This window comes from Pseudomonas sediminis (assembly GCF_002741105.1).
Taxonomy (GTDB): Bacteria; Pseudomonadota; Gammaproteobacteria; order Pseudomonadales; family Pseudomonadaceae; genus Aquipseudomonas; species Aquipseudomonas sediminis.
Genome location: NZ_NIQU01000005.1, coordinates 26279 through 53192, shown reverse-complemented (window position 1 = coordinate 53192; position 26914 = coordinate 26279). Strand labels below are relative to the sequence as shown.

25 protein-coding genes and 4 tRNA genes are annotated in these 26914 nt (G+C 62.0%); 5 read left to right on the top strand and 24 right to left on the bottom strand.

All coding sequences use genetic code 11. From position 1 onward, the window contains the following. The first annotated feature begins 343 nt into the window (after nt 1-343). On the top strand, nt 344-670 hold the full coding sequence (locus CDO35_RS13425) for an Arc family DNA-binding protein (RefSeq protein ID WP_061240039.1): 327 nt from the start codon (nt 344-346) through the stop codon (nt 668-670). Nucleotides 671-749: 79 nt separating this feature from the next. Here the strand turns inward: CDO35_RS13425 and CDO35_RS13420 are convergent, their stop codons facing one another. From CDO35_RS13420 to CDO35_RS13405, 4 genes are all read right to left on the bottom strand, one after another. Next, a complete protein-coding gene (locus CDO35_RS13420; RefSeq protein WP_099525217.1) occupies nt 750-1886 on the bottom strand; it encodes a sodium ion-translocating decarboxylase subunit beta in 1137 nt (378 codons plus the stop codon). Nucleotides 1887-1896: 10 nt separating this feature from the next. Beyond that, nucleotides 1897-3675 carry a sodium-extruding oxaloacetate decarboxylase subunit alpha gene (oadA, locus tag CDO35_RS13415; protein ID WP_099525216.1) on the bottom strand — a complete coding sequence of 593 codons (1779 nt, stop codon included), beginning with the start codon at nt 3673-3675 and terminating at the stop codon, nt 1897-1899. Nucleotides 3676-3698: 23 nt separating this feature from the next. Further along, nucleotides 3699-3956, bottom strand: coding sequence for an OadG family protein (locus CDO35_RS13410; protein WP_166432408.1), 258 nt, complete (start codon nt 3954-3956; stop codon nt 3699-3701). Between the two features lie 201 nt (nt 3957-4157). After that, nucleotides 4158-5054 (bottom strand): AraC family transcriptional regulator, encoded by an 897-nt coding sequence (locus tag CDO35_RS13405; protein ID WP_099525515.1) that lies wholly within the window; start codon nt 5052-5054, stop codon nt 4158-4160. Between the two features lie 175 nt (nt 5055-5229). Here CDO35_RS13405 and CDO35_RS13400 point away from each other — a divergent pair, with 175 nt between their 5' ends. The 3 genes from CDO35_RS13400 (at nt 5230) to CDO35_RS13390 (ending at nt 6782) form a co-directional block, all read left to right on the top strand. Then, the gene (locus tag CDO35_RS13400; protein ID WP_099525214.1) at nt 5230-5952 is read left to right on the top strand and encodes an SDR family oxidoreductase; all 723 of its coding nucleotides are present in this window, start codon (nt 5230-5232) and stop codon (nt 5950-5952) included. A 74-nt stretch (nt 5953-6026) separates the two neighbouring features. Further along, nucleotides 6027-6293, top strand: coding sequence for an Atu4866 domain-containing protein (locus tag CDO35_RS13395; protein ID WP_243699093.1), 267 nt, complete (start codon nt 6027-6029; stop codon nt 6291-6293). 27 nt (nt 6294-6320) lie between these two features. Continuing rightward, nucleotides 6321-6782, top strand: a complete 462-nt coding sequence (locus tag CDO35_RS13390; RefSeq protein WP_099525212.1) for a nuclear transport factor 2 family protein — start codon at nt 6321-6323, stop codon at nt 6780-6782. On the opposite strand, the gene mgtE is transcribed toward CDO35_RS13390, so the two are convergent. Continuing rightward, on the bottom strand, nt 6783-8225 hold the full coding sequence (gene mgtE, locus CDO35_RS13385) for a magnesium transporter (protein ID WP_099525211.1): 1443 nt from the start codon (nt 8223-8225) through the stop codon (nt 6783-6785). Between the two features lie 323 nt (nt 8226-8548). Here mgtE and bamE point away from each other — a divergent pair, with 323 nt between their 5' ends. Beyond that, nucleotides 8549-9043 (top strand): outer membrane protein assembly factor BamE domain-containing protein, encoded by a 495-nt coding sequence (gene bamE / locus CDO35_RS23030; protein WP_099525210.1) that lies wholly within the window; start codon nt 8549-8551, stop codon nt 9041-9043. A 44-nt stretch (nt 9044-9087) separates the two neighbouring features. On the opposite strand, the gene CDO35_RS13375 is transcribed toward bamE, so the two are convergent. From CDO35_RS13375 to CDO35_RS13285, 19 genes are all read right to left on the bottom strand, one after another. Then, nucleotides 9088-9164, bottom strand: a tRNA-Arg gene (locus CDO35_RS13375). A 70-nt stretch (nt 9165-9234) separates the two neighbouring features. Then, nucleotides 9235-9311: transfer RNA gene (locus CDO35_RS13370), tRNA-Arg, on the bottom strand. A 74-nt stretch (nt 9312-9385) separates the two neighbouring features. Continuing rightward, nucleotides 9386-9462: transfer RNA gene (locus tag CDO35_RS13365), tRNA-Arg, on the bottom strand. A gap of 211 nt (nt 9463-9673) precedes the next feature. Further along, nucleotides 9674-9764: transfer RNA gene (locus CDO35_RS13360), tRNA-Ser, on the bottom strand. A 61-nt stretch (nt 9765-9825) separates the two neighbouring features. Beyond that, a complete protein-coding gene (csrA, locus tag CDO35_RS13355; RefSeq protein WP_003244478.1) occupies nt 9826-10011 on the bottom strand; it encodes a carbon storage regulator CsrA in 186 nt (61 codons plus the stop codon). 191 nt (nt 10012-10202) lie between these two features. After that, nucleotides 10203-11441, bottom strand: coding sequence for an aspartate kinase (locus tag CDO35_RS13350; RefSeq protein ID WP_099525209.1), 1239 nt, complete (start codon nt 11439-11441; stop codon nt 10203-10205). A gap of 102 nt (nt 11442-11543) precedes the next feature. Continuing rightward, nucleotides 11544-14168, bottom strand: a complete 2625-nt coding sequence (gene alaS, locus CDO35_RS13345) for an alanine--tRNA ligase (protein WP_099525208.1) — start codon at nt 14166-14168, stop codon at nt 11544-11546. Nucleotides 14169-14290: 122 nt separating this feature from the next. Continuing rightward, nucleotides 14291-15295, bottom strand: coding sequence for a low-specificity L-threonine aldolase (gene ltaE, locus CDO35_RS13340; RefSeq protein WP_099525207.1), 1005 nt, complete (start codon nt 15293-15295; stop codon nt 14291-14293). Nucleotides 15296-15454: 159 nt separating this feature from the next. Next, nucleotides 15455-16468, bottom strand: a complete 1014-nt coding sequence (gene astE / locus CDO35_RS13335) for a succinylglutamate desuccinylase (RefSeq protein ID WP_099525206.1) — start codon at nt 16466-16468, stop codon at nt 15455-15457. A 92-nt stretch (nt 16469-16560) separates the two neighbouring features. Continuing rightward, nucleotides 16561-16839, bottom strand: coding sequence for a hypothetical protein (locus tag CDO35_RS13330; RefSeq protein WP_003461883.1), 279 nt, complete (start codon nt 16837-16839; stop codon nt 16561-16563). A gap of 26 nt (nt 16840-16865) precedes the next feature. Next, a complete protein-coding gene (gene astB / locus CDO35_RS13325; protein ID WP_099525205.1) occupies nt 16866-18212 on the bottom strand; it encodes an N-succinylarginine dihydrolase in 1347 nt (448 codons plus the stop codon). Next, on the bottom strand, nt 18212-19675 hold the full coding sequence (gene astD, locus CDO35_RS13320) for a succinylglutamate-semialdehyde dehydrogenase (RefSeq protein WP_099525204.1): 1464 nt from the start codon (nt 19673-19675) through the stop codon (nt 18212-18214). The genes astB and astD overlap by 1 nt, the downstream gene beginning before the upstream one ends. Nucleotides 19676-19738: 63 nt before the next feature. Beyond that, a complete protein-coding gene (gene astA, locus CDO35_RS13315; RefSeq protein ID WP_099525203.1) occupies nt 19739-20755 on the bottom strand; it encodes an arginine N-succinyltransferase in 1017 nt (338 codons plus the stop codon). A gap of 78 nt (nt 20756-20833) precedes the next feature. Continuing rightward, nucleotides 20834-21850, bottom strand: coding sequence for an arginine/ornithine succinyltransferase subunit alpha (aruF, locus tag CDO35_RS13310; protein ID WP_099525202.1), 1017 nt, complete (start codon nt 21848-21850; stop codon nt 20834-20836). Between the two features lie 162 nt (nt 21851-22012). Further along, a complete protein-coding gene (locus CDO35_RS13305) occupies nt 22013-23233 on the bottom strand; it encodes an aspartate aminotransferase family protein (RefSeq protein WP_099525201.1) in 1221 nt (406 codons plus the stop codon). Nucleotides 23234-23615: 382 nt separating this feature from the next. Further along, entirely contained in the window at nt 23616-24596 is a 981-nt protein-coding gene (gene argR / locus CDO35_RS13300; RefSeq protein WP_099525200.1) for a transcriptional regulator ArgR, read from the bottom strand. A 55-nt stretch (nt 24597-24651) separates the two neighbouring features. Beyond that, nucleotides 24652-25416 (bottom strand): ABC transporter ATP-binding protein, encoded by a 765-nt coding sequence (locus tag CDO35_RS13295; protein ID WP_099525199.1) that lies wholly within the window; start codon nt 25414-25416, stop codon nt 24652-24654. Nucleotides 25417-25444: 28 nt separating this feature from the next. Further along, entirely contained in the window at nt 25445-26143 is a 699-nt protein-coding gene (locus tag CDO35_RS13290) for an ABC transporter permease (protein WP_099525198.1), read from the bottom strand. Then, on the bottom strand, nt 26140-26829 hold the full coding sequence (locus CDO35_RS13285) for an ABC transporter permease (protein ID WP_099525197.1): 690 nt from the start codon (nt 26827-26829) through the stop codon (nt 26140-26142). The genes CDO35_RS13290 and CDO35_RS13285 overlap by 4 nt, the downstream gene beginning before the upstream one ends. Nucleotides 26830-26914: the final 85 nt, after the last annotated feature.

Below are 26914 nucleotides of genomic sequence, written 5' to 3'. Positions count from 1 at the left end.
GCCGGCGCCTTCTGGTGTAGACCAAGGTAGGCGCACGCTGTGTCAGACCCGTGAACCGGGGATGACGATTGAGTGAATGAGACTTGAAACTTTTATGATCGAGCGAAGCAACAGGATGAGTTCTGCCGAGTACCACGCATTTCAGACAATCGGTGCTGGCATAAAGCCGCTACCTGAATCACAATGTGACACGTATTTGGCGTCAAGGAACTGTTCAGATGACCTGAAGGTCATAATGACGCAGAACGCGGTACCGGTTGAACGGCTAGTGCGAAACACTGTCAAACCGGTGACAATCTCGACACTGACTACCAGTATCGCTCCCTGAACTAACCGGTAATGTATGCGCCCTATGAAACAGGCTATTTATTCCAGCCGCACGGCTGACAAATTCGTCGTTCGCTTGCCTGATGGCATGCGTGAGCGTATTGCTGACGTAGCACGCAACCATCACCGCAGCATGAACTCTGAAATCATCGCCCGCCTGGAGCAAAGCATGCTGCAGGAAGGCGCCCTGGATGAGGATCTTAGCCTGCGCCTCGACAGCCCTGAGCTGAGCCTGCACGAGCGTGAACTGCTGCAGCGCTTCCGTCAGCTGTCGCGACGCCAGCAGAATGCACTGGTCGCTCTGATTGCCCACGACGTGGAAATGGCCGCCGAAGAAGCTTGAAGCGAGCCCATAAAAAAACCGGCCTTGAGCCGGTTTTTTATTGCCTGCCATTCCTGACGGCGGTCATGACATCCCTTGCTCAGCCAACGAAGCTGAGCAATACCCCCGCCGCCACGGCCGAGCCGATCACCCCAGCCACGTTCGGGCCCATGGCATGCATCAGCAGGAAGTTCTGTGGGTTGGCCTCCAGGCCGACCTTGTTCGATACCCGAGCCGCCATCGGCACGGCCGACACCCCCGCCGAACCGATCAACGGATTGACCTTGTTGCTGCTGAACACGTTCATCAGCTTGGCCATCAATACACCAGCCGCCGTACCCGCGCAAAACGCCACCATGCCCAGCATCAGAATGCCCAAGGTCTTGAGCTGCAGGAAGGCCTCGGCCGACAGCTTCGAACCCACGGTCAGACCGAGGAAGATGGTGACGATATTGATCAGTGCATTGCGCGAGGTATCGGCCAGGCGCTCGACCACACCGGCCTCACGCAGCAGGTTGCCGAGGGCGAACATACCGATCAGCGGCGCGGCGTCAGGCAGCAGCATCCCGATCAGAATGCATAGCACGATGGGGAAAATGATTTTCTCGGTCTGCCCCACCGGACGCAACTGCTGCATGACGATGGCCCGCTCTTCCTTGGTGGTCAGGGCGCGCATGATCGGCGGCTGAATCAAGGGCACCAACGCCATGTAGGCATAGGCCGCAACTGCAATAGGACCAAGTAGATGCGGCGCCAGCTTGGAGGTCACGAAGATCGAGGTCGGGCCGTCAGCACCGCCAATGATGGCGATGGAGGCAGCCTCCTTGAGGGTGAACTCCATACCGGGAATACCCAACGCAGTCAGTGCCAAGGCGCCGAGCAGCGTACCGAAAATACCGAACTGCGCAGCAGCACCCAACAGTAGTGTTTTGGGGTTGGCCAGCATCGGACCGAAATCGGTCATGGCGCCGACGCCGAGGAAGATCAGCAATGGGAAGATGCTGGTCGGCAGCCCCACTTCATAGATCAGGTGCAGAAAACCCGCCCCCTCCGCCATGTTGGCCACCGGAATGTTCGACATCAGCCCGCCGAAGCCGATAGGAATCAACAGCAAAGGCTCGAAGCCTTTCTTGATCGCCAGGTAGATCAGCAGTATGCACACCGCGATCATGAACGCCTGACCGGGTTCCAGGTGATACAGGCCGGTGCTCTGCCAGAGCTTGAGCAGCTTTTCCATTATGCGCCCCTCAGCCGATGGTCAGCAGGCTAGCGCCCACTACCACGGTATCGCCGACCTTGACGTTGACGGCACCGACAGTACCGGCCTTGAAGGCGCGGATTTCGGTTTCCATCTTCATCGCCTCAAGAATGATCACCAACTCGCCTTCCTCCACGGCCTGGCCTGGCTGCACCAGCACCTTGAAGATATTGCCAGCCAGCGGTGCCGCCTGCGGCTCGCCGCCATCCACTGCGGCCGGGGCAGCCGCCGGTGTAGCGCTCGCCGCGCCACCGACGGGCTTGATGCCCTCGATATCACCGCCGTCGCTCACCTGCACGACAAACGACTTGCCATTGACCTCGACGGTGTAGACCTCAGGCTTGCCAGCCTCGCGAGCCGGCATTTCCTTAACAGTCGGAGCGGGTTCGAAGGCCGCCGGATTGCCGCGGTTCTCCAGGAATTTCAAGCCGATCTGCGGGAATAGCGCGTAGGTCAGGACGTCGTCGATTTCGTCGGCGGCCAACTTGATGCCTTTCTCCTGAGCGATGCCCTTGAGTTCGGCGGTCAGCTTGTCCATCTCGGCTTCGAGCAGGTCGGCCGGGCGGCAGGTAATGGCCTCGGCGCCATCGAGCACACGGGCCTGCAGCTCGGCGTTGAAGGGAGCAGGGGCTGCGCCATACTCGCCCTTGAGCACACCCGCGGTCTCCTTGGTGATCGATTTGTAGCGCTCCCCCGTGAGCACGTTGATCACTGCCTGGGTACCGACGATCTGCGAAGTGGGCGTCACCAGCGGGATGAAACCCAGGTCTTGGCGCACACGCGGAATCTCGGCCAGCACCTGGTCGAACTTGTCCTGGGCACCCTGCTCTTTCAGCTGGCTTTCCATGTTGGTGAGCATACCGCCCGGCACCTGGGCGACCAGGATGCGCGAGTCGACGCCCTTGAGGTTGCCCTCGAATTTCGCGTATTTCTTGCGCACCTCGCGAAAGTACGCGGCGATTTCTTCCAGCAGCTCCAGGTTGAGCCCGGTGTCGCGCTCGGTGTTCTGGAACATCGCCACCACCGACTCGGTCGGCGAATGGCCGTAGGTCATCGACAGCGAGGAAATTGCGGTGTCGACGTTATCGATGCCAGCTTCCACCGCCTTCAGGATGGCCACCGACGACAGCCCAGCCGTGGCGTGGCACTGCATATGGATCGGAATGGCCAGGCTGGCCTTCAGACGTGAGACCAGCTCGAACGCCGTATAAGGCGTAAGAATCCCGGCCATATCCTTGATCGCCACCGAATCGGCGCCCATGTCTTCGATCTGCTTGGCCAGATCGACCCACATATCCAGCGTATGCACCGGACTGGTGGTATAGGAGATGGTGCCCTGGGCATGCTTGCCCTGCTGCTTGACGGCCTTGAGCGCCGTTTCCAGGTTGCGCGGATCGTTCATCGCGTCGAATACGCGAAACACATCGACGCCGTTGACGGCGGCACGCTCGACGAATTTTTCCACTACGTCATCTGCGTAGTGGCGGTAGCCCAACAGGTTCTGCCCGCGCAACAGCATCTGCTGACGGGTATTGGGCATGGCCTTCTTCAGCTCGCGGATACGCTCCCAGGGATCTTCGCCGAGATAACGAATGCAGACATCGAAGGTCGCGCCACCCCAGGACTCCACCGACCAGAAGCCCACCTGATCGAGCTTGGGCGCGATCGGCAGCATGTCTTCAAGACGAACACGCGTCGCCAGGATCGACTGATGCGCATCACGCAGCACCACATCGGTGATTCCGAGTGCTTGTTTCACGGCAGTCATGCAGGTACTCCCTCTGAACCTGATCAACCGCGGCGTGCGCGGTGCTGGGCAATGGCGGATTGGATGGCGGCCAGTGTTGCTGCGTCCGGCTCATGGCTGGCCGACCTGGCACTAGGTGCTGGAGAAGAAATGGCCGGGCTCGGCGCGGGCGGAGCGAAGGTCGCGATCAGCCGTGACATCAGACTGACCACACCCACCAGCAACACCAGAAAGACAAAGACGAAGCCCATGCCGAACAGCATGAGTTCGACACCCTCGAGCAGCAGTTCACTGGGGGTCATCTTGGCTCCTTTGGCCAGCAGCTCGCGGGCTGCGTTCATTATTGATTAGGAGCGCCCAGCGTCAGCGCCTGGGCAAAGCTGGCGAACCTTAGCGTGAAACGAGCGTTTGAAGCAAACGCCAAAAGGGCCGCACGGGCTATTTATGTAGTGGTTTATCGGCATCCACTACCAAAGAAGCAGAAAGGTCCTGCGAGGGAAGTATCAGGATGCGGAGCGCGCAACGCCAGCAACGGCAGGAGCAAGCCTAAGCAGGGTCTTGAAGTGACGCGTCTCATCGCCAGGGGTACGCCCGAACAGGCGCTTGAACTCTCGACTGAACTGCGACGGACTTTCATACCCGACGCGCTGCGCCGCACTGAGCGCACTCATGTCGTTGCGGATCATCAGCAGGCGCGCCTGATGCAGGCGAATGGCCTTGAGGTACTGCAGCGGCGAGCGGCTGGTCATCGCCTTGAAGTGCACATGGAAGGCCGGGACGCTCATGCTGGCGATCTCAGCCAGCGAAGGCACATCGAGCGACTCCTGATAATCCCGGTGAATCCGCTGCAGGACGCGAGCGATACGACCGAAATGGCTGTTCTGCGCCAGCGTCGCGCGCAGGCCATTGCCCTGCTCACCCTGCAATACGCGAAAGACGATCTCACGCAGAATCGATGGGCCGAGCAGACGCACCTCGTCAGGGTCAGCCAGTGCCTCCAGCAGGCGCAACGTGGCATCACTCAAGTGCGCATCGATCGGGCTGGAATAAAGCGTTGCTGGTTGAGTGGGTTGAGGCTCGTCCCGATCCATGACCAGTTCGGCCACCAGCAGCGGCTCGACACGCAGCGCCACACCCAGCATCGGCTCCTCTGCGCTGGCCTCGGTCTCGATGGAAAATGGCAGAGGCAGTGCCAGCACCAGATAGTGCTGTGCGTCGTAAACGTAAAGATTGCCATCGTGCAGCCCGCTCTTGCGCCCCTGGATCACGATCACGATGCTCGGCTCATACAGCGCCGGGGTAACCGGTAGCGAGCGATTGGAGCGCATGAAGGTAACTCCGTCGAGCTGCGCCGCGGTGTACCCCTCCTCGGGGGCCAAGCGCAGCATCAGCTCGACCATACGCTGCTTGATGCTCTCAGGACTCATGCTCATGCGCCGCTTTCGACTCGTTATCAATACCCGGACATTGTAGGAAGCATTCAATAGAAACAGGCAATATCGAAAGAGTAACGAGACTTAGCAGCCGGCCGCCCCCTGCCTAGCATGGACTCTCCAGAACGCAATGGAGATCGACATGAGCAAAGTCATCCTAGTCACCGGCGCCAGTAGCGGTATCGGCGAAGCCATCGCCAGACACCTGGCAAGCCTGGGCCATCACGTGGTACTCGGCGCCCGGCGCATCGAGCGCCTGCAGGTGCTGGTAGAAGAACTGCAAGCACAAGGTCAGCACGCCTCCTGCCTCACCCTCGACGTCAGCCAACTGCATGAGATGCAAGCCTTCGTCGAATATGCCGAAGCGCAGCACGGCCCCGTCGACGTGATCATCAACAATGCCGGAGTCATGCCGCTGTCGCCGCTCAACGCCCTGAAGGTGGACGAGTGGGACCGCATGATCGACGTCAACATCCGGGGCGTGCTGCATGGTATTGCCGCCGTACTACCAGGCATGGAAGAGCGCGGGCGCGGCCAGGTCATCAATATCGCCTCCATCGGCGCCCACGCCGTATCGCCGACAGCAGCGGTCTACTGCGCCACCAAGTATGCCGTCTGGGCGATTTCCGACGGCCTGCGCCAGGAAAGCGAGCGTATACGCGTCACTACCATCTGCCCCGGCGTGGTCGAGTCCGAACTGGCCGACAGCATCTCCGATGCCAGTGCGCGCGAGGCGATGAAAGCTTTCCGTCGCGTCGCCATCACTCCAGACGCCATCGCCCGCGCCGTGGCCTATGCAGTCGAACAGCCCGATGACGTCGACGTCAGCGAGCTGATCGTGCGCCCAACCGCCAGCCCCCATTGATGGAGAGCACCATGTCAGCGAAGAACACCGTCGCAGCAATGCTGATCAGCGGCGCCCTGCTACCCGAAGCGGTAATGGCAGCATCAGCTCCCTCGCATCCTTATGTTGGCATGTGGGTAACGGACGACGGCCATGTCCGCCATGAGCTATTGGCCAACAGCCGTTATGACGAGGCGCGCGGGAATCGCGAGAGCGCCTACCAGGGCAACTACCACGTCACCGGCAACCACATCGACTACGTCGACGACACGGGCTTTACCGCCGACGGTGAATTCATCGACGACGTGCTCTATCACGGCGGCATGGTGCTGCGCCGCAAGAACACCTCAACTGACGAGTAACGCCACCCATCAGCCAAGGAAAAAACCATGAACACGCAAAAAATCGTCATTGCACTGCTACTGAGCGCCTCACTCTGCTTCCCGGCCTGGGCAAACGACAGCACCGCGGCCAATCAGGCCCTTATTCAGAAAGCCTTCGATGATTGGCGCGCCGGCCAGGGCGGCATCTTCCAGTTGCTCGCCGATGACGCCGTCTGGGTCGTGGCCGGTAGCAGCCCGTCCTCCGGGACTTACCGCACGCGTGAGGCGTTCATGGAAGATGCGGTCAAACCCATCACTGACAAACTGGCCACGCCCATCGTACCCACCGTCCGCCAGATAGTGGCGCAAGGGCCTTACGTGGTCGTGCACTGGGATGGCGAGGCGACTGCCAAGGACGGCAGCCGCTACGAGAACAGCTACTCCTGGCACATGCAACTGGAGAATGGCCGGATCACTCGGGTCACGGCCTTTCTCGATACCTGGCGGCTGGTCGAGCTGATGAACTGATTACAGCAGGAAGATCGACGCCAGCCCCAGGAAGATGAAGAAACCACCGCTGTCGGTCATGGCGGTGATCATCACGCTGGCCCCCATGGCCGGGTCACGCCCCAGGCGTGCCAGGGTCATGGGGATCAGCACGCCCATCAACGCCGCCAGCAACAGGTTGAGGGTCATTGCCGCGGTCATCACCACGCCCAGCGACCAACTACCGTAAAGCCCATAGGCAACGGCGCCGATCACGCCACCCCAAAGGATGCCGTTGATCAGGGAAACACCCAGTTCCTTGCGTACCAGACGCTTGGTATTGCCAGTGCTGACCTGATCCAGCGCCATGGCGCGTACGATCATGGTGATAGTCTGGTTGCCCGAGTTGCCGCCGATACCGGCAACGATGGGCATCAGCGCCGCCAGCGCCACCAGCTTCTCGATCGAGCCTTCGAACAGGCCGATCACACGCGACGCCAGGAACGCGGTGACCAGGTTGATCGCCAGCCAGGCCCAACGGTTGCGCACCGACTTCCACACCGAGGCGAAGATGTCTTCCTCCTCGCGCAGACCGGCCATGTTCAGCACTTCGCTTTCACTTTCCTCACGGATCAGGTCGACCATCTCGTCGATGGTCAGACGGCCGATCAGCTTGCCGTTCTTGTCCACCACCGGGGCGGAAATCAGGTCGTAACGCTCGAACGCCTGAGCGGCGTCGTAGCCGTCCTCGTCCGGGTGGAAACTCACCGGATCGTCGGCCATGACCTCGCCGACCTGCTTCTCCGGATCATTGACCAGCAAACGCTTGATCGGCAGCACACCCTTGAGCACGCCGTCGTAATCGACCACGAACAGCTTGTCGGTATGGCCCGGCAGCTCCTTCAGGCGGCGCAGGTAACGCAGAACCACTTCCAGGCTGACGTCTTCGCGGATGGTGACCATCTCGAAGTCCATTAGCGCGCCGACCTGATCCTCTTCGTAGGACAGGGCCGACCGCACACGCTCACGCTGCTGAGCGTCGAGCGACTCCATCAGCTCATGAACGACGTCGCGCGGCAGTTCCGGGGCAAGGTCAGCGAGTTCGTCGGCGTCCATGTCCTTGGCTGCAGCGAGAATCTCGTGATCGTCCATGTCGGCGATCAGGGTTTCTCGTACCGCGTCGGAGACTTCCAGCAGGATGTCGCCATCGCGCTCGGCCTTGACCAGTTGCCAGACGGTCAGACGCTCATCGAGCGGCAGGGCTTCGAGGATATGGGCGATATCCGCAGGGTGCAGATCTTCGAGCTTGCGCTGCAGCTCGACGAGATTCTGACGATGTACCAGGTTCTCGACCCGGTCGTGATGCTGGCCTTCCTGACGGTGAGTCAGGTCTTCGACCAGTTTGTGCCGATGCAGCAGTTCGATCACCTGGGCCAGGCGATCCTGCAAGCTCTCTTGCGGCTTTTTGGCTTCTACTTCTGTCATAGCGCGCTCCACCCCCAGTTGGCGGGCACGCCAAAGGGGATCAATCAGGTCTTACACGATTGTGCGAGGGGAGTATTGAGTAACTACTGGGTAAGTCCATGGTGGTATTCCACAAGCCCCGGCGGGGCTGACGCGGCGAATCATAACACCGCAAAACAGCTTTGTACGTGACAAAAGCGCGGCAAGAACAATTGCTTGCATCGCAAACTTCGATCTCGCATGAAAACCTGGCTATGCGACGCCAGCCATCCGCACCAAGACACCCTGGCGAGTACGAAAAAACGGTCTAACCTGAAACAGGCAAACGTCAGGGAGGACGACTCATGCGAGGACTGCACTTCGCAGCGCTATTGGCCGCTGCATTTCTCTACCCTATTGCAGACAGCTCGGCGGCCAGTGTGTTCCGCTGCGTGAGTGCAAATGGCCATGTCACCTTCACCCGCCACGGCTGCGCCGACGATCAAGAGCAGCACCTGCAGGATGCGCGCAACCACACCCCCAGCAGCGGCAAGGCAATCCCTCTCGCGGACCCAGGCCGGCGCGCAGCAACCACCTCGGCCGGCAGTGGCGAGCTGGTCATCGTTGGCCAACAGGACGATGGTTGCGACAACCTGCTGACCAGCAGCGAGAGACGCCAGGCGATCATCCGCAAGGAAGTCCGCTTCGGCATGAGCCGCGCCGACGTGGAAAGCAGCCTGGGCAGGCCAGACAGAGTCACCAGCAGCAATGGGCAGCAGCGCTACCACTACCGAGAGAAACGCAAAGGCGGGAACAGCCGACAGGTCAGCTTCGACGAAGCCGGCTGCGTGAAGAAATAACGCACAAAGAAAAAGGGCCTGCATTGCTGCAGGCCCTTTCGGTATGGCGGACTCAGGAGGATTCGAACCTCCGACCGCTCGGTTCGTAGCCGAGTACTCTATCCAGCTGAGCTATGAGTCCATTTGGCGCTTTTTGACCAGATCACCGCTGGCTGAAACATGACCTTGCATCGCTGCAGTGCCATTTAATATGGCGGACTCAGGAGGATTCGAACCTCCGACCGCTCGGTTCGTAGCCGAGTACTCTATCCAGCTGAGCTATGAGTCCACTTTTGGCGCTTTTAGACCAGATCACCGCTGGTTGAAACAAAATGGCTTGCAGCGATGCAAGCCATTTGAATATGGCGGACTCAGGAGGATTCGAACCTCCGACCGCTCGGTTCGTAGCCGAGTACTCTATCCAGCTGAGCTATGAGTCCGTTACAGATCACTCGAAAGCTACTGCGCTTGGGTATGCTTCGTTGAAACCGAACTCAGAATGCTCATTTAGAAAACTAAACTGCGCTTCTTCGCTCGCTTTCGCCTCGCCTACCCTTCGCTCGCTACGCTTTCGCGAGATCTTTGGTGCTTTTATACCAGATCACCTCTGGTTGATTCGCCAGCCCGACTTACGCCCGACTCGCTGAATAATGGCGGAGAAGGGGGGATTCGAACCCCCGACACCCTTTTGAGGTGTACTCCCTTAGCAGGGGAGCGCCTTCGGCCACTCGGCCACCTCTCCGCAACACGGGGCGCATGATAAACATGTTTTCCCCGTTTGCAAACAAAAATTTGTAGAAAAATTAGTGGCTTGGTTCGTCACCCTTCTCTTTCTGGATGCGCTGGTAGATTTCTTCACGGTGCACGGCAACCTCCTTCGGCGCATTGACACCAATGCGCACCTGGTTACCTTTCACACCCAACACGGTGACAGTCACATCATCACCGACCATCAGGGTCTCTCCGACCCGGCGAGTCAGAATCAGCATTCCTTTCTCCTCACGGATTACATTTTTCAGGACAACAGTCTGCAAAAAAGAAAATGGTGCCGGCTTCCCGCTAAATCAAGCCCGAAAGCCTCCACCCAAGTATTGACCAGCCCGCGCAGAAAGAAAGTTCCCGCATGCCAATCAAAAAGACGAAAGGCGCGGAACCAGCCGCGCCTTTCAAATCAGTGGAATCACTCGCCCTGCCGGGCCGGAGCATCCAGCTCGAAGGCGGTATGCAGTGCGCGTACCGCCAGCTCCAGATACTTCTCTTCGATCACCACGGACACCTTGATCTCGGAGGTGGAGATCATCTGGATATTGATGGTCTCCTTGGCCAGGGCCTCGAACATGCGACTGGCAACACCGGCGTGGGAACGCATACCGACACCGACGATGGACACCTTGGCAATGTTGGTGTCGCCGACCACTTCACGAGCGCCCAGCTCGTCTGCGGTCTTCTGCAGCACGCTCAGGGCGTTGTTGTAGTCGTTGCGGTGCACGGTGAAGGTGAAATCGGTGGTGTTATCGTGCGAAACGTTCTGCACGATCATGTCCACTTCGATGTTGGCGGCGCTGATCGGGCCGAGAATCTTGAAGGCGATGCCAGGGATATCCGGCACCCCACGGATGGTCAGCTTGGCTTCGTCGCGATTGAAAGCGATGCCGGAAATGATCGGCTGTTCCATGGATTCCTCTTCATCAAGGGTAATGAGGGTGCCCGGGCCCTCCTGGAAGCTGTGCAGGACGCGCAGCGGGACGTTGTACTTGCCGGCGAATTCCACCGAACGAATCTGCAGCACCTTGGAACCGAGGCTGGCCATTTCCAGCATTTCTTCGAAGGTGATCTTTTCCAGGCGCTGAGCCTTGGGCACCACGCGCGGGTCGGTGGTGTAGACACCATCGACGTCGGTGTAGATCTGGCACTCCTCGGCTTTCAGCGCCGCGGCCAGAGCCACACCGGTGGTGTCGGAGCCGCCACGACCCAGGGTAGTGATGTTGCCGTGCTCGTCGACGCCCTGGAAACCTGCGACCACAACGACGCGACCAGCCTTGAGGTCGGCACGAATCTTCTGGTCATCGATCTGCAGAATACGCGCCTTGTTGTGCGCGCTGTCGGTGAGGATGCGCACCTGGTTGCCGGTGTAGGACACCGCCGGCACGCCGCGCTTGATCAGCGCCATGGCCAGCAGGGCAATGGTCACCTGCTCACCGGTGGACACCATGACATCCAGCTCACGCGCAACCGGCTCGCCATCGGTGATCTGTTTGGCCAGATCGATCAGGCGGTTGGTTTCGCCGCTCATGGCGGAAACCACGACGACGATGTCGTCACCGTTCTCGCGGAACTTCTTCACCTTGTCGGCCACCTGAGCGATACGCTCGATGGTGCCGACGGAGGTGCCCCCAAACTTCTGTACGATCAAAGCCATTTCAAAAAGCCGCCTGATTCCTCGAAGGGCGCCCATTAAACCCGCATCGGGTCATACTGCCAAGGCCCGCCGGACGCACTGCGGGCCCCGCTTTCTCGCTCGTTACGAAGCCTGCTCGACCAGGGTTGCGGCCAGGGCCAGGGCTTCATCCAGCTTGCCGGCATCGACGCCGCCACCCTGGGCCATGTCTGGGCGACCACCACCCTTGCCGCCCACTGCTGCGGCGGCCTGCTTCATCAGGTCACCGGCCTTGAGCTTGGCAGTCAGGTCCTGAGTCACACCGGCGACCAGTACCACCTTCTCGTCGAACACGCCGCCGAGCAGGATCACAGCGCTGCCCAGCTTGTTCTTCAGTTGGTCGACCAGCGCCAGCAGCGCTTTGCCGTCCAGGCCATCGAGACGCGCGGCCAGCACCTTGGTGCCCTTCACGTCCACGGCCGAACCAGCCAGGTCATTGCCAGCAGCGCTGGCGGCCTTGGCCTTGAGCTGCTCCAGCTCCTTTTCCAGCTGACGGTTGCGCTCGATCAGGGCCGAGAGTTTGTCCAGCACGTTGTCGCGACTGCCCTTGACCAGGGAGGCGGCTTCCTTGAGCTGTTCCTCGGCACCGTTGAGCCAAGCCAGCGCGGCTGCACCAGTGACCGCTTCGATACGACGCACGCCAGCGGCCACGCCGCCTTCGCTGGTGATCTTGAACAGGCCGATGTCGCCGGTGCGCGATACGTGAGTACCGCCACACAGCTCGACGGAGAAGTCGCCGCCCATGCTCAGTACGCGCACCTGATCACCGTACTTCTCGCCGAACAGCGCCATGGCACCCTTGGACTTGGCGGTCTCGATGTCGGTTTCTTCGGTCTCGACCTCGGAGTTCTTGCGAATCTCGGCGTTGACGATGTCTTCCAGTTGCTTCAACTGCTCAGGCTTGATCGCCTCGAAATGGCTGAAGTCGAAACGCAGGCGCTGACTGTCGACCAGCGAGCCTTTCTGCTGCACGTGATCACCCAGCACCTGACGCAGCGCGGCGTGCAGCAGGTGAGTCGCGGAGTGGTTCAGCGCGGTGGCTTGACGCACACCCGCTTCGGCTTCGGCCTTGACGCTGGTGCCGACGCTCAGACCGCCCTTGGCTACCACACCGTGGTGCAGGAAGGCACCGCCGGCCTTGGTGGTGTCGCGCACGTCGAAACGCACGCCAGCACTTTCCAGGTAGCCGCAGTCGCCGATCTGGCCACCGGACTCGGCGTAGAACGGGGTCTGATCCAGCACCACCACGCCCTCTTCGCCTTCGGCGAGGCTGTCGACCGCAGCACCGGCCTTGAACAGAGCGATGATCTTGCCGCTGCCGCTGGTGCCTTCGTAACCGAGGAAGCGGGTGTCGGCGTCGACCTTGACCAGAGCGTTGTAATCCATGCCGAAGGCGCTGGCGGAACGGGCGCGCTCGCGCTGCGCTTCCATTTCACGCTCGAAGCCCTCTTCGTCCACCGACAGCTCGCGCTCGCGGGCGATGTCGGCGGTCAGGTCAACCGGGAAACCGTAGGTGTCATACAGCTTGAACACCACGTCGCCGGGGATTACCGAGCCCTGCAGGCCGGCCAGATCCTGCTCAAGGATCTTCAGGCCCTGCTCCAGGGTCTTGGCGAACTGCTCTTCTTCGGTCTTGAGCACGCGCTCGATATGCGCCTGCTGCTGTTTGAGTTCGGGGAAGGCTTCGCCCATCTCGGCCACCAGCGCAGCAACGATCTGGTAGAAGAAGCTGCCCTTGGCGCCCAGCTTGTTACCGTGACGGCAGGCGCGACGCACGATGCGGCGCAGCACGTAGCCACGGCCTTCGTTGGACGGGGTCACGCCGTCGGCGATCAGGAAGCTGCAGGAACGGATGTGGTCAGCCACCACTTTCAGCGAGGCCTGACCTTCGTTGCTGCAGCCGATGGCCTTGGCCGAGGCGGCCAACAGATTCTGGAACAGGTCGATCTCGTAGTTCGAGTTGACGTGCTGCAGTACGGCGCTGATGCGCTCCAGGCCCATGCCGGTGTCCACACTCGGCGCCGGTAGCGGGTGCAGCACGCCATCTGCAGTACGGTTGAACTGCATGAACACGTTGTTCCAGATCTCGATGTAGCGGTCGCCATCTTCTTCCGGGCTGCCGGGTGGGCCGCCCCAGATGTGCTCACCGTGGTCGAAGAAAATCTCGGTGCACGGGCCGCACGGACCGGTATCACCCATTGCCCAGAAGTTGTCGGAGGCGTACGGCGCCCCCTTGTTGTCGCCGATGCGGATCATGCGCTCGGTGGGGATGCCAACTTCCTTGGTCCAGATCTCGTAGGCTTCGTCATCGGTGGCGTAGACGGTGACCCAGAGCTTTTCCTTGGGCAGGTTCAGCCACTTGTCGGAGGTCAGGAATTCCCAGGCGTAATGAATGGCATCGCGCTTGAAATAGTCGCCGAAGCTGAAGTTACCCAGCATTTCGAAGAAGGTGTGGTGACGCGCGGTGTAGCCGACGTTTTCCAGGTCGTTGTGCTTACCGCCGGCACGTACGCATTTCTGGCTGGTGGTGGCGCGGGTGTAGGCGCGCTTTTCCAGGCCCAGGAAGCAGTCCTTGAACTGGTTCATGCCTGCGTTGGTGAACAGCAGGGTCGGGTCGTTCGCCGGGATCAGCGAGCTGGAAGCGACACGGGTGTGCCCTTTTTCTTCGAAGAAGCTCAGGAAGGCTTCACGGATTTCTGCGCTTTTCATAGGGATATCCACGGAATCAGGCGGCCACGGCAAAGCCGGCAAAGGGACGCATTATATCGGCCCTTTCGCCCGCGGCTAGTGCCTTGTTGATAGCCGACAGCTATGAACTGTCGGCATTTCGCTCAATGGGAACGGAAGGCAGCGAACGCCTCGATCACGCGCTCGACGCCCGCGGTTCCAACATCCAGATGAGTCACCAGGCGCAGGCGCGGCGCGGCACTGACAGCGATGCCTCGTTCAGCCATGAAGCCCTTGATCTGCCCGGCACGCTCGCCAAGTTGCACATAGACCATGTTGGTCTGCACCGGCTCAACGCTATAACCCAGCTCGCTCAGCTCTTCGCCGAGTCGCGTCGCATTGGCATGGTCCTCGGCCAGGCGCTGAACCTGATGCTGCAGCGCATACAAGCCTGCTGCCGCCAGCACGCCGGCCTGACGCATGCCACCGCCAACCATCTTGCGCAAACGGCGTGCTTTGGCGATCAACGCCGTACTGCCACAGAGCACCGAACCGACCGGCGCACCGAGCCCCTTGGACAGGCACACCGAGACCGAATCGAAGTGCTGGGTGATCTCGCGCGCCGGCACACCGAGCTTGACCGCTGCGTTATACAGGCGGGCGCCATCGAGGTGCAGGCTCAAACCACGGCGGCGAGTCATTTCGCGGGCGGCAGCCAGGTAATCGAGCGGCAGCACCTTGCCCTGCATGGTGTTTTCCAGGGCCAGCAGGCGGGTGCGGGCAAAGTGGAAGTCGTCTTGCTTGATCGCCGCCTCGACCTTGGCCAGGTCCAGCGAACCGTTGGTTTCACCCTCGATCGGTTGCGGCTGGATGGAGCCGAGCACGGCGGCACCGCCACCCTCGTACTTATAGGTGTGCGCCTGTTGGCCGACGATGTACTCGTCACCGCGTTCGCAATGAGCCATCAGGCCGAGCAGGTTGCTCATGGTGCCGGTGGGGACGAACAGCGCCGCCTCGAAGCCCAGTTCATTGGCCAGCCAGACCTCCAGACGATTGACCGTGGGGTCTTCGCCATACACGTCATCGCCCAGCTCGGCAGCCATCATGGCTTCGCGCATGGCAGCAGTGGGTTGGGTAACGGTGTCGCTACGCAGGTCGATCAGGGGCATGACAGGCTTTCCTGGCAATTGGCGAAAGTCCCATGCTAAAGAGGTCGCTCGGACGGTGGAAGATACAGTTGAAGGCAAAATCGCGGGCTGCCGTGGGAGGCGCTTTAGCGGCGATCAATACGACGCGACGTCGCGGCTAAAGCCCTGCCACATACGCAGCTATGCCAAACCGGCACCATCGTCGGGGACGATCAGGATGGCAGCGCGGTGGCCGTTTTTGACCTTGGGATTGGGGAAGATGATGCGCGCGCCCTGCTCGTCCACGATCCAGCGGGTATCGGCGATATCCTCGGCAAGCAGGTAGCCGGGCTCCAGCTCGGTGAAGTTCTCGATATCCGCAGGCACGTGCAGCTGGAAGCTATCGCTGTGCTTGATCACCTCGCGCGACACGGCGAATAGCTGCATGCCATCGAGGGTCGGCTCACCACTGATTACCTCGCGCCCTTCGATCAGCGCGTGCAGCGCGTTCTCCAGCAGATCGAGGTTGACCAGTTCGTTCTGGCCGAAAGCACGCGCCTTGCCCAGCTCCAGGGTGAAGGCCTCGGCGCCGAGTTGCGCGTAGGTATAGGCGCTGAAGGTAATCGACGATTTGTTCTGCAGCAGTACCGCCTCGATGCCGGCAGCCCGCAGACGCTCCAGCTCGCGACGGGAATGCGCACGCCCCTCCTGCCACGGATAGAGGGCGAACTGCTCGATTTTGGACGCGCGGATGGCGGTATGCAGGTCGTAGTGCAGGCGCGTGCGACCGGTGTCCTTGCCGAAGAAATTGACGGCCAGGTGCTCGAGGTCGCAGGCCCTGATGGCCTCGAAGCCACTGGACTGCTCGTGACGGCCGCTGAACAGACGATTGAGGTCCTGCTCGACGTAACGCTCGCCACGGCGCATGGCCTCAGGGTTGCCGAACAGAAAGAGAATGCGCGCCGCCGGATGCAGCTCGTTGCGCGCGATGCCGCGCAACAGACGATCAAGCAGCTCGATTGGCGCGGTTTCGTTACCATGGACGCCGGCCGACAGCAGCAGGTCGAGGCCGTTGTCGCGCGCAGCAGGCGGAGTCACCTCCAGCGCGCCCTCATCTAGCCAGCGCAGACGCGTGCCATCGGGCGTCAGTTGAATCTTCGCCGACGGCTCATGGCCGGCCAGGGTCAGTTCAAGCAGTTTGCCGAGGGCAAGCATGGGGACTCCTTGGTTCGCAGCATTTTGGTAGGAGCGAGCGTCGCGAGCGAACAAGCGTTTTCGCGAGCAGAGCTCGCTCCTACAAGGTTCAATCAGTGATTGCAGTCCGGGCCATGAACATGATCGTCCTCATCGGCGATCATCGGCTCCATCTCCAGTTGCAGGCTGACCAGGTTGGTGGCCTGTGGACGCAGCAGCAGGTTGACGTACTCGGTATCGCCCTCCTCCACGTCGACACCGATCAGCAACTGATCGCCAACAGCCTGGACCCACAGTTCCTTGCCCTGCCAGACCACGGCAAAGCGGCTGCAGGAGGTTTCCAGCTGAGTGCCATCGTTGTCTTCAAGAATCAGTTGCAGCGCGTCGCTCATACAATCTCCGGGAATCGAGGTCAGGTTCAGGCTATCTGGAAAGGATAGACCGAGCCCAGTTTAAGGATCTGCGTCAGTTCATCCAATGCCGTGCGGCATTCGGTCAGCAATTGCGGGTCGGCCAGGTCGGCTTCGCTCAAGCGGTCGCGGTAATGCTTGTCGACCCAGGCCACCAAGGTATCGTGCAACGCGTCGCTCATCACCACGCCAGGATTGACCGCTGCCAGTTCCTGCTCATTGAGCGCCACGCGCAGGCGCAGGCACGCCGGGCCACCGCCATTCTGCATGCTCTGCTTGAGGTCGAACACGCGCACCTCGCGGATCGGCCCGCCGCTGGCCGTCAGCTGCTGCAGATAGCGCCAGACGCTGGCATTGTTCCGGCATTCCTCCGGCACCACCAGCAGCATGCTGCCGTCGGCACGGCTCAGCAGTTGACTGTTGAACAGGTAGGAGCGCACCGCCTCCTGCACGCTGACGGCAGAACCAGGCACGCATACGACCTGGAAGTTGCCGCCACGACGAGCCAGCTTGTCGCCCAGCTCGGCCAGCACCTTGTCTGTTTCGAGGAAAGCATCCTGGTGATAGAACAGCACCTCGCCGTTACCCACGGCGATCACGTCATTGTGGAACACGCCCTGATCGATCACCGCCGGATTCTGCTGGGCGTAGACCACACCCGCCTCGCTTAGCCCATGCAGACGGGCCACCGCCTGGCTGGCCTCAAGGGTCTGTCGCGCCGGATAGCGCGCCGGCGCCGGATAGCGAGCGTCGAAGGCGCTACGCCCGTAGACGAAGAACTCCACCCCGGCGTCGCCATAACCCTTGCAGAAGCGCGTGTGGTTGGCTGCGCCCTCGTCACCGAACTGCGCCACTGCCGGCAGCGCCGGGTGGTGAGCGAAGTGCGCCGGGTTGGCGAACATCGCTTGCAGCACGCGACTGGTGGTCGGGTGCTCGATGCTACGGTGGAACTTGCAGTTGAGGTTGGCCGCGGTGAAGTGCACGCGCCCGTCCGCCGTGTCGGCGCTAGGGCTAACGGTGCAGGCATTGGCCGTCCACATGCTCGAGGCCGAGCAGCTCGCCACCAGCAGTGGCATGGCCTCACGTGCAGCGCGCTGGATCACCTCGACATCGCTGCCGGTAAAGCCCAGACGGCGTAACGCCGCGACATCCGGACGCTCCTGCGGGGCCAGTACGCCCTGCTTGAAGCCCATGTCCATCAGCGCCTTCATCTTCGCCAGGCCCTGCTTGGCAGCCTCCTTGGGATTGGATGCCGCCTGACTGTTGCTCTGCGAAGCCACGTTGCCGTAGGACAGACCGCCGTAGTTGTGAGTCGGCCCGACCAGGCCGTCAAAGTTCATCTCATAGGCAGCCATTACAGGGTCACTCCCGGAGTCAGGGTCGCGGGCAGGCTCAGGCTGTCGCTTTCCAGCCCGGCCACCGGGTAGGCGCAGTAATCTGCCGCGTAGTAGGCACTGGCGCGGTGGTTGCCCGACGCCCCGATACCACCGAACGGCGCGGTGCTGGCGGCACCGGTGAGCTGCTTGTTCCAGTTGACGATGCCGGCGCGGCTATGCAGCCAGAACTGCTCGAAGCGTGCACGCGAGTCGGACAGCAGGCCAGCGGCCAGACCATAAGCCGTGGCATTGGCCTCGGCGATGGCCGATTCGAAGCTGTCGTAGCGGATCACCTGCAACAGCGGGCCGAAGAACTCTTCGTCAGGACGGCCGCTCACGGCCGTGACATCGAGGATGCCGGGCGTCAGCAGCGCAGCATCGGCCTGCGGTTGCGTCATCGCCAGCAGCGCCGTAGCGCCGCCGGCCAGCAAGGCCTGCTGGGCCTGCATCAGCTGCGCGGCGGCCTGTAGGGAAATCACCGAACCCATGAACGGCGCCGGCTGCTCGTCGAAGCGACCGATCTTGATCTGCCCGACGACCTGCACCAGGCGCTCCAGCAGCGCATCGCCCCACTCCCCTTGCGGCACCAGCAGACGGCGCGCGCAGGTGCAGCGCTGGCCGGCAGAGATGAACGCGGACTGGACGATGGTGTAGACCGCCGCGTCGACATCCGCGACCTGATCGACGATCAGTGGGTTGTTGCCGCCCATCTCCAGCGCCAGGATCTTGTCCGGGCGACCGGCGAACTGGGCGTGCAGCAGATTGCCGGTGCGGCTGGAGCCGGTGAAGAACAGCCCGTCGATACCGGGGTGGCCAGCCAGGGCGACGCCGGTTTCGCGGCCGCCCTGCAACAGGTTGAGCACGCCCTCGGGCAGCCCGGCCTCGATCCAGCATTGCACGGTCAGCTCGGCCACCTTCGGCGTCAGCTCGCTGGGCTTGAACAGCACGCAGTTACCGGCCAGCAGCGCCGGCACGATATGTCCATTGGGCAGGTGACCCGGGAAGTTGTAGGGACCGAACACCGCCACCACCCCATGTGGCTTATGCCGCAACACGGCGGTGGCATCGCCCAGCGGGCCGCTCTTCTCGCCAGTGCGCTCACGGTAGCTCTGAATGGAAATGGCGACCTTGCCCACCATGCTGTTCACTTCGGTGGCGGCTTCCCACAGCGGCTTGCCGGTCTCCTCACCAATCGCTCGGGCGACTTCGTCAGCACGTGACTTCAAACAGGCGGCGAAGCGCTCCAGCACGGCGATACGGCCGTCCAGCGAGTGCGCGGCCCACAGCGAGAACGCACCCCGTGCAGCGCTAACGGCGGCATCGACCTGCGCCGCCGTGGCGCCCTGGCCCTGCCACAGCACGGCCTGGCCGACCGGGTCGAGCGATTGCAGCGACTCGCCCTGACCGGGCTGCCACTGACCTGCGATGTAATGAGTGTTCATCTTGTTTTACCACTCCCAGCATTTTTCAGCGGCCAGCTTGGGCCGCCGCGCAAAACCAATTACTCAGCGGTGCGCCGACAGCGTAACGGCGCGCACCTGATCACCCGCGGAAAGGCGCAGACGCTTGGCCGTCAGCGGATCGACCACCAGGGTGCCAGCCGCCAGGCGCGCAGGCGCAGCAGTGATACGGCAGTCCTGACGCTTGCGGTTGTGTATCAGGAAAGGCTCGGCGTCATCGCCTGGCGTGCCAATGGCCAGCACCAGGTTCTGGCTGCCCTGCACGGCGCGGATCTTCGCGGTTTCCGCCTCGATAGCCGGGCCGGCATCGAAGATGTCGACATAGCCCTGGTAGCTGAAACCCTCGGCCTTGAGCATGGCCAGCGCCGGCTCGGTGTCCGGGTGTACCCGACCGATCACGGCGCGCGCATCTTCGGACAGGAAGCAGGTGTAGAGCGGAAACTTGGGCATCAGCTCGGCGATGAAAGCCTTGTTGCCAACGCCGGTGAGGTAGTCCGCCTGGGAGAACTCCATCTTGAAGAAATGCCGACCAAGGCTTTCCCAGAACGGTGAACGCCCGCGGTCATCGGACATGCCACGCATCTCGGCGATCACCTTGTCGCCGAACAGCTCGCGAAATTCGGCGATGAACAGAAAACGCGCCTTGGACAATAAGCGGCCGTTGAGGCCCGTGCGGTGATCGGCATGCAAGAACAGCGAGCACAATTCGGAGTTGCCAGTCATGTCGTTGGCCATGAACAGCGTCGGCACCTGGCGGTGGATGTTCAGCTCCTGCGAAGCGCTGACGGTCAGGCCGACCCGGTAGTTGTACCAGGGCTCGCGCAGGCCGACGGCACCGGCCACCGCAGAAATGCCTACCACCTTGCCGGCATCGTCTTCGAGCACGAACAGGTAGTCGGCGTCGGCGCGTTCGGCCTCGCCACGAAATGCCTTCTCCGCCCAGCCGACCCGATGCGCCAGGCGCTCCTCGTTGGCCGGCAGCGTGGTCAGGCCAGCGCCGGTGCTGCGAGCCAGGTCGATCAGGGCCGGCAAATCGGCACTGCGCACGGGACGAACGATCATAAAACCTCCAGATTCCTCAAGAGCACCGCCGGCACTCTCCTTTGCCCGTGAAGGGCGCCCTCTCCTGCGGAGCAGGGGTTAAACCGCTACCAACCTGACACTGGCACCCTCACCGACCCCCAGCGCTTCGGCCGCCTGCGCACTGAGTACCACGGGTTTGCCCGGCACCCAGTCGAGGTCGGCAACGATGGCGCGGAAGTCCTGCAACTGACCGTTGCTGACCAGATACTGGCGTCCGCCGGCCTCGGCCTCGCCGATCTTCACCGGCACCAGGCGACTCTGCGCGATGCTGCGAATGCCCGAGGTGCGCGCATGCAGGGTCGGGCCGCCATCGAAGATGTCGATGTAATGGTCGGTCTCGAAGCCTTCGCGCATGAGAATGTCGAAGGTGATCTGCGCACGCGGATGCACCTGACCCATGGCCTCCTGCGCCTCGTCCGAGAGCAGCGGCACGTAGATCGGATAATGCGGCATCAGCTCGGCGAGGAAGGTGCGGCTCTTGAGGCCGCACAGGCGCTCGGCCTCGGCGTAGGTCATGTCGAAGAAATTGCGCCCCAGCGCGTCCCAGAACGGCGAATCACCGTTCTCGTCACTGTGGCCGACGATCTCCACCACCACGGCATCGGCGAAGCGCTCCGGGTGCCCCGCCATGAACAGCAGGCGCCCGCGCGAATTGAGCTCGGCGAACACGCTGCTGACCAGCGAGCGCTCGACGTAGAAGCTGGTGAGCAGGCTGTTGCCGGTCAGGTCGTGACACAGCGACAGCACGTGGATCTTGTTGTGGATCTTCAGCTCGCGCGAGTTGTGCACGAAGGTTTCGTTGCGAAAGCTGTAGAAGGGCTCGGAGTAGCCCGCCGAGGCAACGATGCCGGAACAGCCGACCAGGCGGCCGCTCTCGGTGTCCTCGAGCACGAAGAAGTAGCTCTCCTCGCCGTTGAAACTGACTTCGGCGGCGAACGACGCATCCGAGGCGGCGATCTTGTCACCCAGCCGGCCTGCATCGTCCGGCAAGGAAGTGACACCCACCGGGCTGTCAGCAGCCAGTCGCTGCACATCCGCCAGGTCCGCCATTTGCGCAGGGCGCATCACCAGCATGGGTCACTCCTTCTAAACAGGGAATTCGTAGCCCGGGTCGGGCAAACAGCCGTGGGAGGTGCTTCGGCTCGGGCATCCTGCTTCGCTCTAGCTCCTGCATCCATGCAGTCGCAGCCGCGATTGTCGCGGCTGAAGCTCCACCCACAGCAAGTCAGCGAAGACTCAGGCTGCCGTCAGTTTGCTCAGCGCACGCTCGAAACGAGCCAGGCCTTCGTCGATATCGGCCTCTTCGACCACCAGGCTCGGGGCGAAACGCACCACATCCGGACCGGCCTGCAGAATCATCAGCCCCTCGGAGGTGGCGGCATCGAGTACCTGCTTGGCCTTACCCATCCAGGCATCATTGAGTACGCAGCCGAGCAACAAGCCCATGCCACGTACCTGCTCGAACAGGCCGTACTGCTTGCCCAGCGCCAGCAGGCGCGTCTTGAACTGTTCGCTCTTGGCTTTGACGCCGTTCAGCGTCTCGGCAGTGTTGACGATATCCAGTACCGCCTCGCCCACCGCACAGGCCAGCGGGTTGCCACCGTAGGTGGTGCCATGGGTACCAGGCGAGAAATGCTTGGCCAGATCGGTGGTAGTGAGCATCGCCGCGATGGGGAAACCACCGCCCAGGCTCTTGGCACTGGAGAGGATGTCCGGCACCACGCCGTAATTCATGTAGGCGAACAGCTCGCCAGTACGGCCCATACCGCTCTGCACTTCATCGAATACCAGCAGCGCGTTGTGCGCGTTGCACAGCTCGCGAGCGCCTTGCAGATAGGCCTTGTCCGCCGGCAGCACGCCGCCCTCGCCCTGCACGGGCTCCAGCACCACGGCGCAGGTCTTGTCGGAGATGGCGGCTTTCAGCGCCTCCAGATCGTTGTACGGCACGTGGGTGATGCCCTGGATCTTCGGCCCGAAACCGTCGGAGTACTTCGGCTGGCCACCGACGCTGACGGTGAACAGGGTACGGCCGTGGAAACTGTTGGTCGCAGCGATGATCTCGTGCTTCTCCGGCCCGAAACGGTCATGAGCGACACGCCGCGCCAGCTTGAACGCAGCCTCGTTGGCCTCGGCGCCGGAGTTGCAGAAGAACACGCGCTCGGCGAAGGTCGCCTCGACCAGCTTCTTGCCCAGGCGCAGGGTCGGCTCGTTGGTGAACACGTTGGAGATGTGCCACAGGGTATTGGCCTGCTCGGTCAGCGCCGCGACCAGCGCCGGGTGGCAGTGGCCAAGCACGTTGACGGCGATGCCGCCGGCGAAGTCGATCAGCTCTCGACCGCTCTGATCCCAGACTCGCGAACCCAGGCCGCGCACGGGTACGAAGGCAGCAGGGGCGTAGTTGGGGACCATGAACTGGTCGAAATCGGCGCGTTGCACCGCATCGTGCTGAACGGACATCAAAGCTCTCCTGATGAGAAATACCGGCCGCTGGCAGGCAACAAAGCGCCCGAAACGACAGGGAATGCAAGGATTGTAGGGACTGAATCGGGGCCGGCATTGTCGCCATGCGACAACTTCTTACAGCGCCACCCCAGGTTTTCCGCGGGTTTTCGTCCAAGCGACAGAAAGCGTCGGAAAGGCGCAGTTTAATCGCAGATCGCCGCCTGGAGCACGCTGCCAGAAAAAATCTCCGCAGGCTGACCGGTCAGTATCGAAATTCACGCCTGCGTAGCCAGGATGCAATCCGGGCTACGGCCACCGCGGCGTAGGAGCGAGCTCTGCTCGCGAACCGAGGGCAACACCAGAGTTTCGCGAGCAGAGCTCGCTCCCACAAGGCGTCTCAACCCCGCTCGACCGGCGTCGACGTCAGCTCGAAGGGGCTGTTGCTGCGGCGCTGGTTGCGATCATCGCGTGGCGTGGCGCCGAAGAAGTTGCGGTAGGCACTGGAGAAATGCGGCCCCGAGGAGAAGCCGCAGGACAGGCCGATCTGGATGATCGACTTGCTGGTCTGCATCAGAAGCTGGCGCGCCTTGTTCAAGCGCAGCTCCAGGTAATACTGGCTGGGCACGCGATTGAGGTACTGCTTGAAGATGCGCTCGAGCTGACGACGCGACACGCACACATGCTGGGCGATCTCGTCGGTGGTCAGCGGCTCCTCGATATTGGCTTCCATCAGCAGCACGGCCTGGGTCAGCTTCGGATGACTGGAGCCCAGGCGATTCTGCAGTGGAATACGCTGACGCTCACCGCCCTCGCGAATGCGCTCGACCACCAGCTCCTCGCTCACCGCACCGGCCAGCTCGGCGCCGTGGTCGCGCGCCAGCACCGCCAGCAGCAGATCGAGCACGGCCATGCCGCCACAGGCGGTCAGACGATCGCGATCCCAGTCGAACAGGTGGCTGGTGGCGATGACCTTGGGGAAGCGCTCGGCGAAGTCGTCCTGCCAGCGCCAGTGCACCGCCGCGCGATAACCATCGAGCAAACCGAGCTGAGCCAGCGGATAGACCCCTGCAGACAGCCCGCCGATCACGCAACCGCTGCGCACCTGCTGCTTGAGCGCAGCCGCCAGACCGGCCGACACCTGCGCCGGCGGCGTATCGGCGAGCAGAAACAGCTTGTCCAACCCTTCCAGATGCCCGGCCCAGGGCTCGCCCGGCAGACGCCAGTCACCCGCAACCAGCGGCTCGGCCTGGAGGAACACCAACTCGTACACCACTTCTGGATGCACGCGCTGGGCAACACGCAGGGCTTCCTCCGCCAGAGACAACGTCAAAGCCTTGGTGCCGGGCCAATAGAGAAAGCCGATTCGATGGGGGGTCATTAGCGTCTATTCAATGGGTTCAACGCACCAGTTAAGTGCGCAGTCTAGCTTCTTATTATTTGAGACTGCCGGAAAGAAACTGCTGCAGTCGTTCGGATTGCGGATTGGCCAGCACTTCCTTCGGGCAACCGCGCTCTTCAACCAGCCCCTTGTGCAGGAATACCAGCTGGTTCGACACCTCGCGGGCAAAACCCATTTCGTGGGTCACCACCACCATGGTGCGACCTTCGGTGGCCAGGTCCTGCATCACCTTCAGCACTTCGCCGACCAGTTCCGGGTCGAGCGCCGAAGTCGGCTCGTCGAACAGCATCACCTCCGGCTCCATGGCCAGGGCACGGGCGATGGCCACGCGCTGCTGCTCACCACCGCTCATGTGCGCCGGGTAGGCATCCTTGCGGTGCGCGACACCGACCTTGGCCAGGTAGTGCTCGGCCTTGTCGCGGGCCTCGGCCTTGCTCACGCCAAGCACGTGCACCGGCGCTTCCATCACGTTTTCCAGGGCGCTCATGTGCGACCACAGGTTGAAGTGCTGGAACACCATGGCCAGGCGCGAGCGCATGCGCTGCAGTTGCTTGGCATCGGCTGCACGCAGCGAACCGTCCTTGGCCGGCACCAGCTTCAGCTCTTCGTTGTTGAGCAAAATCTTGCCGGCATGCGGCTGTTCGAGCAGATTCAGGCAGCGCAGGAAGGTGCTCTTGCCCGAGCCGCTGGAGCCGATGATGCTGATCACGTCGCCCGCCTTGGCCGCCATCGACACGCCCTTGATCACTTCATGGCTGCCGTAGCGCTTGTGCAGGTCCTGAACTTCGAGTTTGTACATGTTCGGGTTCTCTTGAATCGTCATGGCATCAGCCCTTGCGCGGGGCCATGTAGGCCAACCAGCGGCGCTCGGCCAGCTTGAACAGGCGCACCAGGATGAAGGTCAGCGCCAGGTAGAACAGGCCGGCGGTGATGAAGGCTTCGAACGGCATGTAGTACTGCGAGCTAACAGTGCGCGCCGCGCCAGTGATGTCGATCAGGGTCACGATCGACGCCAGCGACGTGGTGTGCAGCATCATGATCACTTCATTGCTGTACTGCGGCAGCGCCCGGCGCAGCGCCGACGGCAGCAGGATGCGCCGGTAGAGCTTGCTGCGTGACATGCCCATGGCCTTGGCCGCCTCGATCTCCCCTGGCGGCGTGGCCTTGAGGCTGCCGGCGAGAATTTCCGCGGTGTAGGCGCTGGTATTGATGGCAAACGCCAGGCAGGCGCAGAAGGTCGCGCTGGAGAAATACGGCCACATGAAGCTGTCACGGATGAACTCGAACTGAGCCAGGCCGTAATAGATCAGAAACAGCTGTACCAGCATCGGCGTGCCGCGAATCACGTAGGTGTAGAGCCAGGCCGGGAAGTTGACCCAGGGCGATTTCGACACCCGCATCAGCGCCAGCGGCAGCGCCAGGCTGAGGCCGACCGCCAGGGAGATCAGCAGGATTTTCACGGTGACCAGCACGCCGCCCCAGTACAGCGGCAGGTTCTCCCAGATCATTTGATAGTCGAAGATCATAGGTCTGCCGCCTTGGTACCTACCGAATACCGTTTCTCGAGGAAACGCAGCGCCAGCAAAGACACACTGGTCAGCACCAGGTACAGCCCCGCTACCGCCAGATAGAAGGTGAACGGCTCACGCGTCGCGTCGGCCGCGCTCTTGGCCTTGAACATCATGTCCTGCAGGCCGACCACGGAAATCAGTGCGGTGGCCTTGGTCAGCACCAGCCAGTTGTTGGTGAAGCCGGGAATGGCGAAACGGATCATCTGCGGCACGAGAATGCGGAAGAACACCTGCATCCCGCTCATGCCATAGGCCGCGCCGGCTTCCGACTGCCCCTTGGGGATCGCCATGAAGGCGCCACGGAAGGTCTCCGACAGGTAGGCCCCAAAGATGAAGCCCATGGTGAACACGCCGGCGACGAAGGGGTTGATGTCGATGTAATCGTCATAGCCGACCATGGGCGCGATGCGGTTCACCATGTCCTGGCCGCCGTAGAAAATCAGCAGAATCAGCACCAGATCGGGGATGCCACGAATCACCGTGGCATAGGTATCGCCCAACGCCGCCAGCCAACGCACCGGCGACAAACGGAAGGCCGCACCCAGCAGGCCGAGGAAGATCGCCACTGCCATCGACGTCAGCGCCAGAAGCAGAGTGAGCCAGGCACCATCGAGAATGGTCGAGCCGTAGCCTTGAAGCATGCGCTAATACCTCTCAGGCACCCCAGGCGCCGCCTAGCACAAAGAAAATTCATGTCGCTCACACGACGGGTCGCACGGCTGGCAT

Excerpts from the sequence above, each read along its gene's own strand:
- CDO35_RS13425 (WP_061240039.1), top strand. The coding sequence starts at position 344 with ATGCGCCCTATGAAACAGGCTATTTATTCCAGCCGCACGGCTGACAAA.
- CDO35_RS13420 (WP_099525217.1), bottom strand. The coding sequence starts at position 1,886 with ATGGAAAAGCTGCTCAAGCTCTGGCAGAGCACCGGCCTGTATCACCTG.
- oadA (WP_099525216.1), bottom strand. The coding sequence starts at position 3,675 with ATGACTGCCGTGAAACAAGCACTCGGAATCACCGATGTGGTGCTGCGT.
- CDO35_RS13410 (WP_166432408.1), bottom strand. The coding sequence starts at position 3,956 with ATGACCCCCAGTGAACTGCTGCTCGAGGGTGTCGAACTCATGCTGTTC.
- CDO35_RS13405 (WP_099525515.1), bottom strand. The coding sequence starts at position 5,054 with ATGGTCGAGCTGATGCTGCGCTTGGCCCCCGAGGAGGGGTACACCGCG.
- CDO35_RS13400 (WP_099525214.1), top strand. The coding sequence starts at position 5,230 with ATGAGCAAAGTCATCCTAGTCACCGGCGCCAGTAGCGGTATCGGCGAA.
- CDO35_RS13395 (WP_243699093.1), top strand. The coding sequence starts at position 6,027 with ATGGCAGCATCAGCTCCCTCGCATCCTTATGTTGGCATGTGGGTAACG.
- CDO35_RS13390 (WP_099525212.1), top strand. The coding sequence starts at position 6,321 with ATGAACACGCAAAAAATCGTCATTGCACTGCTACTGAGCGCCTCACTC.
- mgtE (WP_099525211.1), bottom strand. The coding sequence starts at position 8,225 with ATGACAGAAGTAGAAGCCAAAAAGCCGCAAGAGAGCTTGCAGGATCGC.
- bamE (WP_099525210.1), top strand. The coding sequence starts at position 8,549 with ATGCGAGGACTGCACTTCGCAGCGCTATTGGCCGCTGCATTTCTCTAC.
- csrA (WP_003244478.1), bottom strand. The coding sequence starts at position 10,011 with ATGCTGATTCTGACTCGCCGGGTCGGAGAGACCCTGATGGTCGGTGAT.
- CDO35_RS13350 (WP_099525209.1), bottom strand. The coding sequence starts at position 11,441 with ATGGCTTTGATCGTACAGAAGTTTGGGGGCACCTCCGTCGGCACCATC.
- alaS (WP_099525208.1), bottom strand. The coding sequence starts at position 14,168 with ATGAAAAGCGCAGAAATCCGTGAAGCCTTCCTGAGCTTCTTCGAAGAA.
- ltaE (WP_099525207.1), bottom strand. The coding sequence starts at position 15,295 with ATGCCCCTGATCGACCTGCGTAGCGACACCGTTACCCAACCCACTGCT.
- astE (WP_099525206.1), bottom strand. The coding sequence starts at position 16,468 with ATGCTTGCCCTCGGCAAACTGCTTGAACTGACCCTGGCCGGCCATGAG.
- CDO35_RS13330 (WP_003461883.1), bottom strand. The coding sequence starts at position 16,839 with ATGAGCGACGCGCTGCAACTGATTCTTGAAGACAACGATGGCACTCAG.
- astB (WP_099525205.1), bottom strand. The coding sequence starts at position 18,212 with ATGGCTGCCTATGAGATGAACTTTGACGGCCTGGTCGGGCCGACTCAC.
- astD (WP_099525204.1), bottom strand. The coding sequence starts at position 19,675 with ATGAACACTCATTACATCGCAGGTCAGTGGCAGCCCGGTCAGGGCGAG.
- astA (WP_099525203.1), bottom strand. The coding sequence starts at position 20,755 with ATGATCGTTCGTCCCGTGCGCAGTGCCGATTTGCCGGCCCTGATCGAC.
- aruF (WP_099525202.1), bottom strand. The coding sequence starts at position 21,850 with ATGCTGGTGATGCGCCCTGCGCAAATGGCGGACCTGGCGGATGTGCAG.
- CDO35_RS13305 (WP_099525201.1), bottom strand. The coding sequence starts at position 23,233 with ATGTCCGTTCAGCACGATGCGGTGCAACGCGCCGATTTCGACCAGTTC.
- argR (WP_099525200.1), bottom strand. The coding sequence starts at position 24,596 with ATGACCCCCCATCGAATCGGCTTTCTCTATTGGCCCGGCACCAAGGCT.
- CDO35_RS13295 (WP_099525199.1), bottom strand. The coding sequence starts at position 25,416 with ATGTACAAACTCGAAGTTCAGGACCTGCACAAGCGCTACGGCAGCCAT.
- CDO35_RS13290 (WP_099525198.1), bottom strand. The coding sequence starts at position 26,143 with ATGATCTTCGACTATCAAATGATCTGGGAGAACCTGCCGCTGTACTGG.
- CDO35_RS13285 (WP_099525197.1), bottom strand. The coding sequence starts at position 26,829 with ATGCTTCAAGGCTACGGCTCGACCATTCTCGATGGTGCCTGGCTCACT.